This window comes from Xanthomonas sp. A1809 (assembly GCF_017746015.1).
Taxonomy (GTDB): Bacteria; Pseudomonadota; Gammaproteobacteria; order Xanthomonadales; family Xanthomonadaceae; genus Xanthomonas; species Xanthomonas euvesicatoria.
On record NZ_JAGHWZ010000009.1, the window covers coordinates 51,110 to 65,872 of the forward strand.

10 protein-coding genes and 4 tRNA genes are annotated in these 14,763 nt (G+C 64.4%); 6 read left to right on the forward strand and 8 right to left on the reverse strand.

Annotated elements, in window-relative coordinates; translation table 11 throughout:
- Positions 1-108 precede the first annotated feature (108 nt).
- Together zupT and J7396_RS12925 are read left to right on the forward strand one after the other, a co-directional pair.
- Positions 109-927, forward strand: a complete 819-nt coding sequence (gene zupT / locus J7396_RS12920; protein WP_005921249.1) for a zinc transporter ZupT — start codon at positions 109-111, stop codon at positions 925-927.
- Between the two features lie 297 nt (positions 928-1,224).
- Complete coding sequence (locus tag J7396_RS12925; RefSeq protein ID WP_209261554.1) at positions 1,225-3,048, forward strand: DUF3300 domain-containing protein; 1,824 nt, start codon at positions 1,225-1,227, stop codon at positions 3,046-3,048.
- Positions 3,049-3,081: 33 nt separating this feature from the next.
- On the opposite strand, the gene J7396_RS12930 is transcribed toward J7396_RS12925, so the two are convergent.
- Entirely contained in the window at positions 3,082-4,068 is a 987-nt protein-coding gene (locus J7396_RS12930; protein ID WP_008575665.1) for an RluA family pseudouridine synthase, read from the reverse strand.
- A gap of 409 nt (positions 4,069-4,477) precedes the next feature.
- On the opposite strand from J7396_RS12930, the gene J7396_RS12935 reads away from it, so the two are divergent.
- Entirely contained in the window at positions 4,478-8,122 is a 3,645-nt protein-coding gene (locus J7396_RS12935; RefSeq protein WP_209261634.1) for an Rne/Rng family ribonuclease, read from the forward strand.
- 523 nt (positions 8,123-8,645) lie between these two features.
- On the opposite strand, the gene J7396_RS12940 is transcribed toward J7396_RS12935, so the two are convergent.
- The 3 genes from J7396_RS12940 to J7396_RS12950 all read right to left on the reverse strand — a co-directional run bounded on the left by J7396_RS12940 (position 8,646) and on the right by J7396_RS12950 (position 10,744).
- Positions 8,646-9,293, reverse strand: a complete 648-nt coding sequence (locus tag J7396_RS12940) for a response regulator (RefSeq protein WP_003489223.1) — start codon at positions 9,291-9,293, stop codon at positions 8,646-8,648.
- A gap of 239 nt (positions 9,294-9,532) precedes the next feature.
- Positions 9,533-10,279 carry a sulfurtransferase gene (locus J7396_RS12945; RefSeq protein WP_209261555.1) on the reverse strand — a complete coding sequence of 249 codons (747 nt, stop codon included), beginning with the start codon at positions 10,277-10,279 and terminating at the stop codon, positions 9,533-9,535.
- A gap of 99 nt (positions 10,280-10,378) precedes the next feature.
- Positions 10,379-10,744 carry a DUF6164 family protein gene (locus J7396_RS12950; RefSeq protein ID WP_008575660.1) on the reverse strand — a complete coding sequence of 122 codons (366 nt, stop codon included), beginning with the start codon at positions 10,742-10,744 and terminating at the stop codon, positions 10,379-10,381.
- Positions 10,745-10,803: 59 nt separating this feature from the next.
- On the opposite strand from J7396_RS12950, the gene J7396_RS12955 reads away from it, so the two are divergent.
- Both J7396_RS12955 and J7396_RS12960 read left to right on the forward strand, forming a co-directional pair.
- Positions 10,804-11,235 (forward strand): FKBP-type peptidyl-prolyl cis-trans isomerase, encoded by a 432-nt coding sequence (locus tag J7396_RS12955; protein ID WP_014090254.1) that lies wholly within the window; start codon positions 10,804-10,806, stop codon positions 11,233-11,235.
- A 10-nt stretch (positions 11,236-11,245) separates the two neighbouring features.
- Positions 11,246-12,508 (forward strand): TIGR03862 family flavoprotein, encoded by a 1,263-nt coding sequence (locus J7396_RS12960; RefSeq protein ID WP_136732587.1) that lies wholly within the window; start codon positions 11,246-11,248, stop codon positions 12,506-12,508.
- Here J7396_RS12960 and J7396_RS12965 read toward each other — a convergent pair.
- On the reverse strand, positions 12,492-13,784 hold the full coding sequence (locus tag J7396_RS12965) for a nucleotide sugar dehydrogenase (protein WP_057681734.1): 1,293 nt from the start codon (positions 13,782-13,784) through the stop codon (positions 12,492-12,494). The genes J7396_RS12960 and J7396_RS12965 overlap by 17 nt on opposite strands.
- Before the next feature lie 140 nt (positions 13,785-13,924).
- Here J7396_RS12965 and J7396_RS12970 point away from each other — a divergent pair.
- A tRNA-Leu gene (locus J7396_RS12970) sits at positions 13,925-14,008 on the forward strand.
- Positions 14,009-14,370: 362 nt separating this feature from the next.
- On the opposite strand, the gene J7396_RS12975 is transcribed toward J7396_RS12970, so the two are convergent.
- The 3 genes from J7396_RS12975 to J7396_RS12985 all read right to left on the reverse strand — a co-directional run bounded on the left by J7396_RS12975 (position 14,371) and on the right by J7396_RS12985 (position 14,746).
- Positions 14,371-14,446, reverse strand: a tRNA-Gly gene (locus J7396_RS12975).
- Positions 14,447-14,527: 81 nt separating this feature from the next.
- Positions 14,528-14,601, reverse strand: a tRNA-Cys gene (locus J7396_RS12980).
- Positions 14,602-14,670: 69 nt separating this feature from the next.
- Positions 14,671-14,746, reverse strand: a tRNA-Gly gene (locus J7396_RS12985).
- Between the last annotated feature and the right edge of the window lie 17 nt (positions 14,747-14,763).

The window sequence follows — 14,763 nt, forward strand, 5'->3', positions numbered from 1 at the left end:
ATCGCGGCATGGCCATCCTGGTTCCGCGGAGGGGTGTGCGTATCTGGCGAGCTGCAGTTGCCACGCTCTCCGCAGGAAGTTCTTCATTCCACGAGGACGTCGCGCCACATGCTTGCAGTGTCATCACACAATCTCTGGATCGCGCTTGCGGTCACGCTGGCGGCCGGGCTGGCAACCGGGCTCGGAAGCCTCATGGTGGTGTTCGCCAAAAAGCCCAATCCGCGCCTGTTGGCATTCGGCCTGGCCTTCGCCGGCGGCGCCATGGTGTACGTGTCGCTCACCGAAATCCTCAACAAATCGATCGCCGCGTTTTCCCAGGCCTACAACGACAAGCTCGGCTTTACCTTCGGCACACTGACCTTTCTGGGCGGCATGCTGCTGATCATGGTGATCGACCGCCTGGTGCCGAATCCGCACCAGAGTTTGTCCAGCGACGATCCGCAGTTTCGCGAAGACAACCGGGCCTATATCCGCCGGGTTGGCCTGATGACCGCCGTCGCGATCACTGCGCACAATTTCCCGGAAGGATTGGCGACTTTCTTCGCCACGCTTGAAAGCCCGGCGGTCGGCATGCCGCTGGCGTTCGCGATCGCCATCCACAATATTCCCGAAGGCATCGCGATCGCGGTGCCGGTGTATTTCGCCACGCGCAACAAGTTCTATGCGGTGGGCGCCAGCCTGCTCAGCGGGTTGGCCGAACCGGTCGGTGCAGGCATCGGATATCTGGCCTTGTCCAGCGTGCTCTCGGATGCGGTCTTCGGCACCGTGTTCGGGCTGATCTCCGGGGTCATGGTGTTTCTGGCGCTGGACGAATTACTGCCGGCTGCCAAGCGCTACGCCCAAGGTCACGAGACCGTGTATGGCCTGGTCTCGGGCATGGGAACGCTGGCGATCAGCCTGGTGTTGTTCCGTTTCGCAACGCCGTGAAGCGCGTCATGCGCGGGTATCACCACTCGTGATGGACTGGCGCGAAGTCTGTTGCAGCAAGTGCAGACAATGCCGCTCCAGCAGCCCGATCGCTGTGTTGCCCGTGACGAGCCGATGCGCCCGCCCGCCTGAAATCAACCGCATGCCACGCAGCGCACCTGCGTGACGTGCGGTTTCCCGCACGTCTGCTGAACACCGTCGCGCCTGGTTGACTGAAGCCAAGTTTTAGAAAGGTTCCAGACATTCAAGCCGGCGCATGGTACGCGCGTCATCAACGCACACACAGCGAGGTGCCGTATGCAACGCACATGGTCACAAGGGCGCCTTGCCTTGGCGCTGTCGATCGCATCCACCGGCCTGATTGCACTCGGCGGCTGCCAACGCACCGACGCACCGGCGCCGGCCGCCGCCGAGCCTCCGCCTCCTCCCAGCGCGATGGCAGCGCCGGCTTACACGCCGCCCACGGCGGACCAGCTTTACCAACTGGTCGCGCCGATTGCGCTGTTTCCAGACAAGTTGCTGGCGCAAACCTTGGCGGCGTCGGTGTATCCCGATCAAGTGGTCACCGCACAGGAATGGCTACGCAGCAATAGCGGTTTGAGCGCTGCAGATCGCGCGCAGGCCACGGTGTCGCAGTCGTGGGACCCGAGCATCAAGGCACTGACCGCCTTTCCCGACGTGGTGGCCCAACTGGCCGGCAATCTGGATTGGACGCGTGCCCTCGGAGATGCCTACGCCCACGATCCCAACGATGTGCTCAACGCGGTGCAGATCATGCGCCAACGCGCCCAGGCCAGCGGCCATCTGCGCAGTACGCCGCAGCAGCAAGTGCAGGTGGCGCGCCACGTGGTGGTGACGCCCATTCCGGATGAGGGCCGCATCCCGCCGCCCTCGCAGGTGATCACCATCGAACCAGCGCAACCGGATGTGGTGTACGTGCCGCGCTACGATCCCGGCGTGGTCTACGGCGCGCCGGTCGATGTCTACAGGGAGTATCGCTACCGCCCGGTCCGCTGGTACGACGAAGGCGACGTTGTCACCACCGGCCTGGTGTCCTTCGGCGTCGGCGTACTGGTGGGCGGCGCACTCGAGCACCATCACGGTTGGTTCGGCTGGGCCGAGCCGGCGCCTGTCTGGCACCGCTGGGGCTGGAACAGCTGGGGTGTGGATTGGAACGCGCCGCCGGCCGCACCGCATTACGTGGTCTACCAGAACCATGTCTACGCGCCGCGTACCACCATCATCAACAACCGAAATACGTATGTCGATTCACGCTCGTACGTGAATCAGGATCAGCGCCATTGGTCCAATTCGACATCCGCGCCTGTGGCCGGGATGTCCCCAGCCAACTTCCATGCGGCGCAGGCGGCCGCTCTACCGGCAGCAGTCGCCAGCGCACGTGGGCTTGGTGCGTTTGCAGGAGCGGCCACGCCAGCGCCTTCGCCCGCCCAACTGCATCGCCCGCCCGACTATGCGCATCTGACCACACCGCATTTCAATGCACAGATGCTGCAACCAGGCCGTCCGGTAACGCTGAACGCATCGCCATCGCCATCGCCGTTGGCGCATGTTGCGCCCCTGACAGCTGCGAGCCATCCGATGCAGCCATTGCCCTCCGGGATGCGTTCGCCGCGCGTGCAAGTACCGGCATTCGCCTCGGCTGCAACGCCTGCACGGGTAAATGACTTGCAGACCGCACAACAGCACATGGCGCAGATGCACGCACAGTCGCGGGCAGCGCAAGAGCAGGCAGCTGCAGCCAACCGCGCACATGCCGGCATGCCGCCGCGCGATGCATTTGCGAGCCGCGACGCCCGCGACAGCCAGTTCCGAGCCCAAGCCCAACCTGCGCAATGGAAGCCGCCCGTGCAAGAGCAGCGGCAGCTGGCGCCTCATCAGCAGTTTGCATCCGCGGCAGTGCCGCGTGTCGAACATGCGCAGCCGTCGCAGCCGCGTGACGAACCGCGCCCGGTCATGAAGGCAGAGCCGCAGCAGCGCATGCAGCGGATGGCGTCCTTCGCCCCGCCGCGTGCCGCTCCAACCCATCAGACCGATATGCACCAGCAACGCCCGCATCCGTCGGCGCAGCCGCAACATCACGACCATCGCCACGAAGGCTGAGCCAGCCGCGCTGGCGCAGCCGCCATGGCTGCGTCAGCGACCGAGCTGGTCCAGGGCCTCGGCGAGCTCTGGCGCCAATGGCGCGCTCAACACGTACGGCGTCTTGCCGGCATCCAGTGCGAATTCGAGAGATGCGGCATGCAGGAACAGCCGCTTCAAACCAAGCTGGTCGCGTAGGCGCTTGTTGACGTCTGCCTCACCGTATTTCTCGTCGCCTGCCACCGGGTGCCCCAGGTGCTGGGCATGCACGCGAATCTGGTGGGTGCGACCGGTCTCGATGCGCACTTCGCAATAGGAATGGCCGCCGCGCCGTTCCAGCAACTTGAAATGGCTCAGCGACGGCTTGCCGATCGCATTCACCTGCACATGCCGCTCCCCTCCCTGGCGCAGGCCGATGTGCAGCGGCGCGTCCACGGTCATCACGCCGTCGGGCATGCGGCCCACCAGCAGGGTCAGGTAGCGCTTGGTGATGCCGCGCCCTTCGACGCGATCGTCTTCGCGCATCAGGGCCTGCAGCTCGGTCAGCGCCGAGCGCTTCTTGGCCACGATCAATAGGCCGGACGTATCGCGATCAAGCCGGTGCACCAGTTCCAGGCTCTGGTTCGGCCGCAGCGCCCGCAGCGTTTCAATGGCGCCAAAGCTGATCCCGCTGCCGCCATGGCTGGCAACCCCGGACGGCTTGTTCAGGGCAAGCAGGCGCGCATCCTCGAACACGATTGCCGCTTCCAGCCGCGCCATGAATGATGACGGCGGCGCTGCCTTGTCGCCCTCTTCGTTGATGCGCACCGGCGGAATCCGCACTTCTTCGCCGCCCTCGAGCTTGCGTTCGGCCTTGGCACGCCCGCCATTCACGCGCACCTGGCCGCTGCGCACCAGCTTGTAGATCAGGCTACGCGGAGCGCCCTTGAGCTGGCCAAGCAGGAAATTGTCCAGCCGCTGCCCAGCACGGTCTTCCGGAACTTTGAGAATGCGCACGCCGACGCGGTCGGCCGGCGGCTTGGGGGGCTGGGGGTCGGTCATCTGGCTCTTTATTCTGTTACACTCGGCGAGCGAGATAAGGGTTTGATTTTGTTGGAAGTTGATTGGCCAGAAGCCTGACTTCCGATGATTCCGGCACAGTGCGCGACCACCGCCCCCGGGGCGGCCATGTTAGCGGCTCACCGGCCTACCCGGCCATCGCCAGCGGTTTTTGACCGCTGCGCTGAACATGTCCCGTGCGCTGCCCCGGTTCGTCCGGACGCGGCTGCCGGCCCTGAAACACCTATAAAACTTAAACAAGCGCTCCCGCGGCCTGCCGTGGTGTTGCAGCGCTGGAAACTCTGGTCAGGCCTGTCCGCGCGTTGCGCGAAGGGCCGACAAGCTGTTCCAGAGGCGAAACGTCACGGCGTTCCGCGCGGTAGAGCGCGTGAGGAACGCAACAATGAAGCGAATGCTGATCAACGCAACGCAGGCCGAAGAGCTGCGCGTGGCGATTGTGGACGGCCAGACCCTGTACGACATCGACATCGAACAGCCGTCCAAGGAACAAAAGAAGTCCAACATCTACAAGGGCCGTATCACCCGGCTCGAGCCTTCCCTGGAAGCGGCGTTCGTGGACTATGGCGCCGAGCGTCATGGCTTCCTGCCGCTGAAGGAAATTTCCCGCGATTATTTCCAGGCCGGCGTCGACCATAACAAGTCGACCATTCGTGAGCTGCTGCGCGAAGGCCAGGAAATCGTCGTGCAGGTGGACAAGGAAGAGCGTGGCAACAAGGGCGCCGCCCTGACCACGTTCATCTCGCTGGCCGGCCGCTACATGGTGCTGATGCCCAATTCGCCGAGCGCCGGTGGCGTTTCGCGCCGCATCGAGGGCGAAGACCGTGCCGCGTTGAAGGAAGCGCTGGACAAGCTCGACATTCCTGACGACATGGGCGTGATCATCCGCACTGCCGGCGTGGGCCGCGATGCCGAAGAACTGCAGTGGGATCTGGACTACCTGCTGCAGACCTGGAAGGCGATTGCCGAAGCTGCGCTGAGCAAGCCGGCCGCGTTCCTGATCTACCAGGAATCGCGCCTGATCATCCGCGCCCTGCGCGACTACCTGCGCGCCGATATCGGCGAGATCCTGGTCGATACGCCGGAGCTCTACGCCGACGCCCAGGAATTCATGAAGCAGGTGATGCCGCAGAGCCTGCGCAAGCTCAAGCACTACACCGACGATATTCCGCTGTTCAATCGCTTCCAGATCGAATCGCAGATCGAAGGCGCCTATGAGCGCAACGTGCGCCTGCCCTCGGGTGGCTCGATCGTGGTGGACCAGACCGAAGCGCTGACCGCCGTCGACGTGAACTCCTCGCGCGCCACCAAGGGCAGCGATATCGAAGAAACCGCGTTCCAGACCAATCTGGAAGCGGCCGAAGAAGTCGCACGCCAGCTGCGCCTGCGTGACCTGGGTGGCCTGGTGGTCATCGACTTCATCGACATGGCCTCGTCCAAGCACCAGCGCGAAGTCGAAAACAGGCTGCAGAACGCACTCAAGTACGACCGCGCACGCGTGCAGCTGGGCCGTATCTCGCGTTTCGGCCTGATGGAAATGAGCCGTCAACGGCTGCGACCGAGCCTGGGCGAATCCAGCCAGATCGTCTGCCCGCGTTGCGATGGCCATGGCCGCATGCGCAGCGTCGAGTCGCTGTCGCTGTCGATCATCCGCGTGGCAGAAGAGCACGCCATGAAGGAAAACACCGGGCAGGTGCTGGTCCAGGCGCCGGTGGAAATCGCCAACTACCTGCTCAACGAAAAGCGCAGCGCACTGCGTGAAATCGAGCAGCGCCATGAGTCGCCGATCATCATCGTCGCCGACGAGCAGCTGCACACCCCGCACTACGAAGTCACGCGCCTGCGCGAGAACGAGCTGGGCGAAGAGAGCGGCAAGCCGAGCTACCAGCGCGGCACCCCGCGCAAGCTGCCGGTGCATGCACTGACCAAGGCGCAGTTGAATATTCCCGCAGCCCCGGCGGTCACGTCGATCAAGCCGAGCCAACCGGCACCGGTTCGCGAAGAAGCCCCTGCCCCGGTTGCGCCCGTCGCTGCGCCAGCGCCAGTGGTGACCGTGCCCATTCCGGCACCGGTCACCGGTGTTGTGGGCTGGCTGAAGCGGATCTTCGGCGGGGTCGAGCCCGTCGCCCCGGCCCCGGAGTCGACCCCGCGTCCGCGCCAGAACGATGCCGGCCGCAATAACCGTGGCGAACGCGGCGAGCGTGGCGGTCAGCGCCGCGATGGTCGCGATGCCCGTAATGGCGGCAATGGTGGCAACCAGCAACGTGGCAATGGCGGCAATGGCAACGGCGCCAATAAGGAACGCCGTGACGAGCGTCGCCAGCCTGCCAGCGCCCAGGGCGCGCAGAATGGCGCACAGGCACAGCAGCAGGTGCAGGCGCCTAAGCCGCCGCGCAATGAAACGCAGGCGCCAAAGCAGCAGCAACCGCAGCAGCAGAAGTCCAAGCCGCAGAACCAGAGCCCACGCCCGCCACGTGCGCCTGCACAGCAGGACGGCGCGCCAGCCGAGCGGCAGCCGCGTCCGGCACGCCAGGATGAGGGTACGGCAGCGGCGCAAACCGTGACCTCCACTGCCGCAACGGCCACCACGTCGAGCGTGGTGGCCGCCATTGCCGACGCCGCTGCACCCAGCAATGCGCAGACCAACGCCAATGAAGCGGCGCAGGCGCATCCTGTCGATGTCATGGTGAGCGAATCCACCGCTGATCGTGGCGCCGACGCAAATGCAACTGCACCGGCCCAGGATGCCGCAGGCGACGATGCAGCCAATGGCGAAGGCGGGAGCCGTCGCCGCCGCGGCCGTCGTGGTGGCCGTCGTCGTCGTCGTGGCGCCGGTACCAACGGAGAAGGTGGTACCAGCGTCGATGGCCTGGAAGGCGACGATCTGGACAGCGATGCCGACAACGATCTCGATGGCGACAGCGAAGGCGACGACGCCGGTGCTCATGCGCATGTATCGGGCGCACCGCGCGCCGGCCAGCCGGAGTTCGATTTCGACGATGAGGCACCGGCACCGGCGGTGCTCGCCAAGTCGGAATCCGCTGCCCAGGCAACCGCCAAGCCGCGTCCGGTTCCCAAGGAGCGCGCAGAGCCACGGGGCGGCAGTGACACAGCTTCGACCACCGCGCCGGTTTCCAATACCGTGCCGGCATCGCAGGCTTCGGCAGCACCCGTTGCCGAAGCCGCCCGCGAGCGCCCTGCTGCGCCCGTTGCTGCTACCGACGCACCAGCCAAACCCGCGCCGGCTGTCACAGCGTCGACGGCTGCCAGCACCGAGGGTGCTGCAGCGCAGGCTGCAGAACAGCGCCCCGCGCCGGTCGCACAGCAGGCGTCCGCTACCCCGGCTCCGCTTGCCGCCCCTGCGCCAGTGGCATCCACGCCGGCACCTGCAGTGGCTCCCGCTGCCGGGACTGCATCGACGGCACCGGCTGTTGCATCGCCTGTGACCAACGATGCGGCGACAAGCAGCCAGCACCAACCTGCGCCCTCGGCGCCGGCAAGTGCGGCTGTACCTGCCGCCGACGCCGAGGCCGCGAAGGCCGACCACCAGCAGCGCGCTGTGTCGGCGGACGTGGCAGCGCCTGCGGTGCAGGCAGCGCCGGTGCAGCCGGCACGGGCAACGCCTGCTGACGACCTACCGGCACCAGCGGCGGCTACGCCGGCATCGCAGGCCGCAGTGGTCACGGTGACGTCGCCGCACGCCGAGCAGTCTGCTTCGCAGGCGCCATCGGCCGAGGTGGCAATGACCTCGACCTCGACGGTTGTGCAGGCAAGCCCAAGTGCAGACACCGCGCCCGTGCGCAAGCCGTATGCTCCGGTGCAGACCACCATGCTCGATGCGCTGAGCCCGAACGATGCTGCGCCAGCAGCCTCCTCGGCCAGCAAGCCTCCGGCAGACCCTGCAGCAGCGCAGGAGTTGCAGGCAGGCAAGCCCAAGCCGACGGTGGTCGTGTCCGAACCAGTCAAGCCGGCTGCTCCATCGACCGACGCCGACCAGGTGCAGGATGACGACAGCAACAAGCCGCGTGGCGATCACTGATGGCCAGGTGACTTGATTGGGTGGCCTGTTGGGATAACAGGCCACGTCAACATCGAAACAGCGGCCTTCGGGCCGCTGTTTTTTTGTGCAACGCCTGCACTAACGCCAAGCCGCATCCGCCGGTTGTGATCCCGGAGAGACATCGACGCTCCACGTTCTTCCACATGAGCGGCGACGTTTGTCGTCACTCGTGGTCAGTGTTTGCAAAGACCCTTCGATCGGCAAGTGCGGCGACGCCAGGCCTTGCTGGCACATGACGACAATCAGCGCGGAAAGCTCCTAGTACACGGCGTGTCGTTACGCTCACCCCCCGGGCGCCCTGACGCCCGGGTCTTGTTCGACATACCGCGCGCCTCTAGAAGGTCGGGCTAGTTCCCCCACTCACGCGTTGACGCAATCCAGCAACCGCTGCTGAGGGCGAGACACGTCATTTCTAGGCAGGTGATGAGCTTTCTCTACGCGATGTTGTGCGCCCTGGCCTTGCGATGCAGCGCAGCCACTGCACCGCACTCAAGGCAACGGTTCACAGCACCCTGGAGGGATCGGTCAGACCGTATTGATTGGCTAGCCGCGCCAGCGCAATGTTGTCCTGGATGCCGACCTTCTCGAACAGGCGTGCCTTGTGCGTGTTGATGGTCTTGGCGCTGAGGTTCAGGCGCTTGGCGATGTCTTCCTGGCGCAGGCCCTGGGTCAGCAGCAAGGCCACTTCCAGCTCACGGGGCGACAATGCATCAAACGGTGAACCGCCACCTTCCAGATTAGACAGAGCCAGGTTCTGCGCGATCGTATTGCCGAGATAACGCCGTCCCAGTGCGACTTCACGCACCGCGCGCAGCAACTCGTGCGCGTCACCACCCTTGCCCACATAGCCGGAGGCGCCTGCCTCGAGCAAACGCTTGGGCAATGGGCCGTCTTCGAGCACGGAGACGATGATGACCCGCGTACCGTAGTCGCCCTTGACGATGCGCTCGGTAATTTCCAGGCCGCTGACGCCGGGCAAATGCAGATCGCACAGCACGATGTCCGGTTTGAGTTGACGAATCTGCGGCAATGCGGCTTCGCCGCTCTCTGCTTCACCCACCACATCGACGTCCACTTCCTTGGACAGAATCATCTTCATGCCTGTACGCACGAGTGCATGATCGTCGATCAGAAAAACTCTGATGGTCATCCTTGTTGTCCTCGCTAGCGGCTGGCTGGTGCAGCCTATCTCCGTGAATAATTCAGGGCAAGCTCGATGCGACGTATTACGCCCAAGTTAGAGCGTTATGACACGTCACTAGAGCATGCATGACGTGCGCATGGCGCGATGTCTCTAGGCAAGATGATGCAACGTGTGCCGATGATGCGGGCGCCAGGGCGACCGGTGACATCGGGCAATGCAGTCGCGCTCGGTCAGATTTTCACTGGCTAGGCGGTACGGTCGGCGTCCACCAAGGGTTTTAATTCGGGATCCAGCGCAACGCGTTCGTCGAAGACGAAGCAGCGGCCCTCGTAGCCTTCGCCACCGACCTCTTCGAAGTAGCCGAGGATTCCGCCCTCCAGTTGCAGCACATTGTCCATGCCATCGGCCTGCATCCACAGCGCGGCCTTTTCGCAACGGATGCCACCGGTGCAGAAGCTGACCACCGTGGCATCGGCCAACGCGCCACGATGCGGTTCCAGCGCGCCAGGCAAGTCGGTGAACTTGTCGATCGGCAGCGTCAATGCACCCTGGAAGGTCCCGTATGCCACTTCCTGCGCATTGCGCGTGTCCAGCAACACCAGCGGACGGCCGCGATCATCTTGCCCGTTCCGCAGCCACTCGCGCAGCACGGCAGGCGTCACCGACGGTGCACGACCTTGCAGCGGCGATGCATCGTCGCGCCGAAAACTGATGATCTCCGGCTTGATCTTGACCTTGAGCCGCGCAAACGGCTGATGCGCGCTTTCGCTGTACTTGATGCGCATCTGCGCAAACCGCGCGTCGGCCTGCAGCCAGGCGTAGAACGCGTAGATCTGCTCGGCAGCCCCTGCCAGGAACAGGTTGATGCCCTCTTCGGCCACCAGCACCGATCCTTTCAGCGCATGCTGCTCGGCTTGCGCGCGCACGCCGTCGGCAAGTGTCTGCGGATCCTGGATGGTGACGAACTGGTAGGCGGCGGTATTGATCATCATGCGGCTATTTTAGGGCCGCGGGCAGCCCCTAGCGAGCGCCGTGGATGGGACGTCCAGCACGGTGCAGCAGCGTGCCTGCAAGCGCGTCATGCCGCGCACTCAGCCGCGCAACAGCACAAACGGCAGCAACACCAGCGAGGCGACGACCAGCATGCCGATCAGCGTCACGAGCACGAAGACCGGTCGCCTGCGCAGCAACGCGCCAAAGGTCTCCGCAGTGCCGGCTGCAAGTTCCTCCTGGCGCTGGGCACGCGCAATCGCGCCGCGCTGCGCCTGGTAGGCATCCATCGCCGCCTTGGCGCGTGGATAGTCGGCATCGTCGCTGAGCCAGATACCGCCAGCGGAAATCCCCCAGTTGCTGGGGCGCGTTTCATAGATCTGCACGCGCTGCTCGCGCATCAACGCCCGCACCTCATCGGCTTCGTCGTCGGGAACATTGCGCAGATTGAGCAGCAGCTTGGCCATGCCGCGATGATACCGGGAGCCAGGTGCGATAATGGCGGCCTTTCTCCATGGACCCTGCCATGCGCCTTTTGTTGACGCTCGTTGTCGCCCTGTTGCTCGCAAGCTGCGCGCCCGCCCTGCCGCCCTCCGGCGGCACCATCGCCAGTTTCGAGCGGATCGACCGCACCGTGGGGACCGGTGCAGAGGCCACACCAGGCGCCATGGTCACCGTGCACTACACCGGCTGGCTCTACGACGAAAAAGCCGCCGACAAGCACGGCAAGAAGTTCGACAGCTCGCTGGATCGTGCCGAGCCGTTCCAATTCGTACTAGGCGGCCACCAGGTCATCCGCGGCTGGGACGATGGCGTGGCCGGCATGCGTGTCGGCGGCAAGCGCACCTTGATGATTCCGCCCGATTACGGCTATGGCGACAACGGCGCCGGTGGCGTGATACCGCCCGGTGCATCGCTGGTGTTCGATGTGGAATTGCTGGGCGTGCAGCCGCGCTGAGTGCCTGACGATGACTGATCTGAGCAGGCAGCGGCTGGCAGTGATCGGCGGTGGGCCGGCCGGTTTGATGGCGGCGGAAGTGGCCTGCGCGTCAGGCTTGGCGGTGGATCTGTACGAAGCCAAGGGCTCGGTGGGACGCAAGTTCCTGATCGCTGGCAAAGGCGGCTTGAACCTCACGCATTCCGATTCGATGCCGCTGTTTGCGCAACGCTATCGCCAACGTCAGCAACCGGTTTCCGCATGGTTGCAGGACTTCGATGCTGATGCGCTGCGCGATTGGGCGCGAGAGCTCGGTGTCGAGACCTACGTCGGCAGTTCCGGCCGTGTCTTTCCAATGGACCGCAAGGCCGCACCCTTGCTGCGCGGCTGGGTGCGCCGGCTCAAGGAACAGGGTGTCACGTTTCATGTGCAGCACCGCTGGCTGGGCTGGACTGAAAACGGCGCACTCCGTTTCGACGCACCCACCGGTGCTGTGGAGTGCAGTGCAGAGGCGGTCGTGCTGGCGCTGGGTGGCGGCAGCTGGCCGCAGCTTGGTTCCGACGGCCAGTGGCAAGCAACACTGCAGCAACGCGGTATCGCGGTAGCGCCCCTGGTGCCGGCCAACTGCGGCTTCGATATCGATTGGAGTGCGCACTTCGTGCAGCGCCATGCAGGTGCACCGCTGAAACCGGTCGTTGCGCATTGGCAGGATGGCAACGGCATGCAGCATGCATTGCAGGGGGAATGCGTGGCCACAGCGAATGGCATCGAGGGCAGCTTGATCTATGCCTTGGCCGCGGACCTGCGCGAGCAGATCGACGCCCATGGCGTCGCCGAACTCGTGCTGGATCTGGTTCCCGGCCGCTCGCTCGAACGCGTGCATGCCGAACTGGCCCAACCGCGCAAGGGGCGCAGTTTCAGCGAGCATCTGCGCCGCCAGGTCGGCATCGATGGTGTCAAGGCGGCCCTGCTCTACGAAGAACTCGGCAAGCAGGCGGGCGACGACGTGGCGTTGGTCGCACGCACGCTCAAGCAGTTGCCGCTGCGACTGTTGCGGCCACGTCCGCTTGCCGAAGCAATCAGTTCTGCAGGCGGCGTGCGGCTGGAGGCGCTGGACGATCAGCTGATGGCGCAGTCGCAACCAGGGGTGTTTTGCGCTGGCGAAATGCTCGATTGGGAAGCGCCAACCGGCGGCTATCTGCTCACCGCCTGCTTCGCCAGCGGCCGACGCGCCGCACGCGGCGCTGTGCAGTGGCTAGCGCAGCACAACGCAGACGCTACAGACGATCGCTGACTGCCGCACGCGGCCACACCGATTTGACGTCGTACACCACCGCGCCCGGCTTGCCGAGCGCGGCGATCTGCGCGACGTCGTAGTCGCGATACTGCGCGTGCGCCACTGCCAGCACCACGGCATCGTAGGCGCCCTCTTCCGGGGTCTGGCTTAAATGCACACCGCCGTGCTGCAGCGCTTCAGCCGGGTCTGCCCACGGGTCGCAAGTGTCCACCTGCACACCCACGGCCTGCAGCAACTGCACCAATTCCAGGGCGCGGCTGTTGCGCAGATCCGGGCAGTTTTCCTTGAATGTGGCGCCCAGTACCAGCACCCTCGCCTGCGCAAGCGCGACGCCACGCATGGCCAACATGCCGCACACGCGCTCGGCCACATGTCGGCCGACCCGATTGTTGACCTGCCGCGCGGTGTGGATCAGGTCCGGGTGATAGCCCACGCTTTCGGACTTGTGCATCAGGTAGTACGGATCCACGCCGATGCAATGCCCACCGACCAGGCCAGGACGAAACGGCAGGAAATTCCACTTGGTTCCTGCGGCCTCGAGCACATCCAGGGTGTCGATTCCCAACTTGTCGAAAATCAACGCCAACTCATTGACCAGTGCGATATTGACGTCGCGCTGGATGTTTTCGACCACCTTTGCCGCTTCGGCCACGCGCATCGACCGAGCGCGCCAGGTGCCGGCAGTGATGATGCTGGTATACAGCGCGTCGACTGCATCAGCGGCGTCCGCCGTCGAGCCCGCGGTGATCTTGCGAATGTCGCGCAGACGCCGCTGGCGATCGCCGGGATTGACACGCTCGGGACTGTAACCGCAAAAGAAGTCGTGGTTGAAGCGCAACCCGGAGCCTGCTTCGAGCAAGGGCACGCAAACTTCTTCGGTGGTTCCTGGATAGACCGTGGATTCGTAGATCACCAGGTCGCCGGGCTTGAGGGCGGCGGCGATCAAGGCCGTGGCGCTACGCAACGGCTCCAGATCCGGTTGCTCGAAGCTGTCGATCGGCGTTGGCACGGTCACGATGAAAATGCGACACGCGGCCAGATCCGCAGCGTTTGCGCTATAGCGCAACTGCGTTGCGGCAGCCAATTCGGCATCGTCCAGTTCCAGCGTGGCATCGTGGCCCTCGCGCAATTGCGCAACGCGCTGCGCATCGATGTCAAAGCCCAGGGTGTCGCGCTGCTCCCCGAATGCAACAGCCAGCGGCAGGCCGACATAGCCCAAGCCGATGACGGCGATGCGCCCCTGTGGGGGGGCGAGAAGCGTAATGCCGGACATGCGGTTCCTTAAAATGGTGCGCAGCCGGTGGCGGCGCGCTATGTGGCGGCAGCATAACGCAGGCTGCAGGGAGCCGGGCAGTGCAGGAAGTACGCAGCAACGATTCACAATCGCCGCGCAATCAGGCACGCTATCGCAATGCCCGGGTGGCGAAATTGGTAGACGCAAGGGACTTAAAATCCCTCAGCCGCAAGGCTATGCGGGTTCGACCCCCGCCCCGGGCACACGTTAATAAGGTAATCGAGTCGGCGCACACGCAATCGTCTGCGCGCCGCTTACCGGCTAATGTCCCTGCACGACCATCCGCATCATGCAGCCAACGCGCTGGTCACCTGGCCCCGGATTGCGTTTCGATTACGCGTGCCCGCGACATCGCGTGGCGCCATTCCTCCAACGCAATCAGTCAAACCCACGTGTCCAAGTGCCCAAGCACAGGTGTGCGGCACTGGCACATGCGCTCATTACCGGACACCGCAGCACCACCGCTCATATTTCGCAGCCGCCGCGTAGTTAGTGGACGCCCCCAGCAATAACACGCGACCAATAAAAAAACCCTGGATATCGATCGATATCCAGGGTTCGAATTTGGAGCGGGAAACGAGACTCGAACTCGCGACCTCAACCTTGGCAAGGTTGCGCTCTACCAACTGAGCTATTCCCGCGTGGAGTGAAATTGTACAGCGTGTTACTTCGTTGCGCCAGCCCTGTCGTCGTTATCGATGGCAGGAAGACCGCATGCGATGTGGAGGCCTGGGCCGGAATTGAACCGGCGTACGCGGATTTGCAGTCCGCTGCATAACCACTCTACCACCAGGCCGAAACATCAAACCCAAGGCATCCTGCCTTGAAACGACGAGACCCCTGACGCGGGGGCCCTGTCTACATCTGGAGCGGGAAACGAGACTCGAACTCGCGACCTCAACCTTGGCAAGGTTGCGCTCTACCAACTGAGCTATTCCCGCTTGGGAGGCGAAATTCT

Bases quoted from the DNA above. Each gene is read 5' to 3' on its own strand.
- zupT (WP_005921249.1), top strand. From the start codon at position 109: ATGCTTGCAGTGTCATCACACAATCTCTGGATCGCGCTTGCGGTCACG.
- J7396_RS12925 (WP_209261554.1), top strand. From the start codon at position 1,225: ATGCAACGCACATGGTCACAAGGGCGCCTTGCCTTGGCGCTGTCGATC.
- J7396_RS12930 (WP_008575665.1), bottom strand. From the start codon at position 4,068: ATGACCGACCCCCAGCCCCCCAAGCCGCCGGCCGACCGCGTCGGCGTG.
- J7396_RS12935 (WP_209261634.1), top strand. From the start codon at position 4,478: ATGCTGATCAACGCAACGCAGGCCGAAGAGCTGCGCGTGGCGATTGTG.
- J7396_RS12940 (WP_003489223.1), bottom strand. From the start codon at position 9,293: ATGACCATCAGAGTTTTTCTGATCGACGATCATGCACTCGTGCGTACA.
- J7396_RS12945 (WP_209261555.1), bottom strand. From the start codon at position 10,279: ATGATGATCAATACCGCCGCCTACCAGTTCGTCACCATCCAGGATCCG.
- J7396_RS12950 (WP_008575660.1), bottom strand. From the start codon at position 10,744: ATGGCCAAGCTGCTGCTCAATCTGCGCAATGTTCCCGACGACGAAGCC.
- J7396_RS12955 (WP_014090254.1), top strand. From the start codon at position 10,804: ATGCGCCTTTTGTTGACGCTCGTTGTCGCCCTGTTGCTCGCAAGCTGC.
- J7396_RS12960 (WP_136732587.1), top strand. From the start codon at position 11,246: ATGACTGATCTGAGCAGGCAGCGGCTGGCAGTGATCGGCGGTGGGCCG.
- J7396_RS12965 (WP_057681734.1), bottom strand. From the start codon at position 13,784: ATGTCCGGCATTACGCTTCTCGCCCCCCCACAGGGGCGCATCGCCGTC.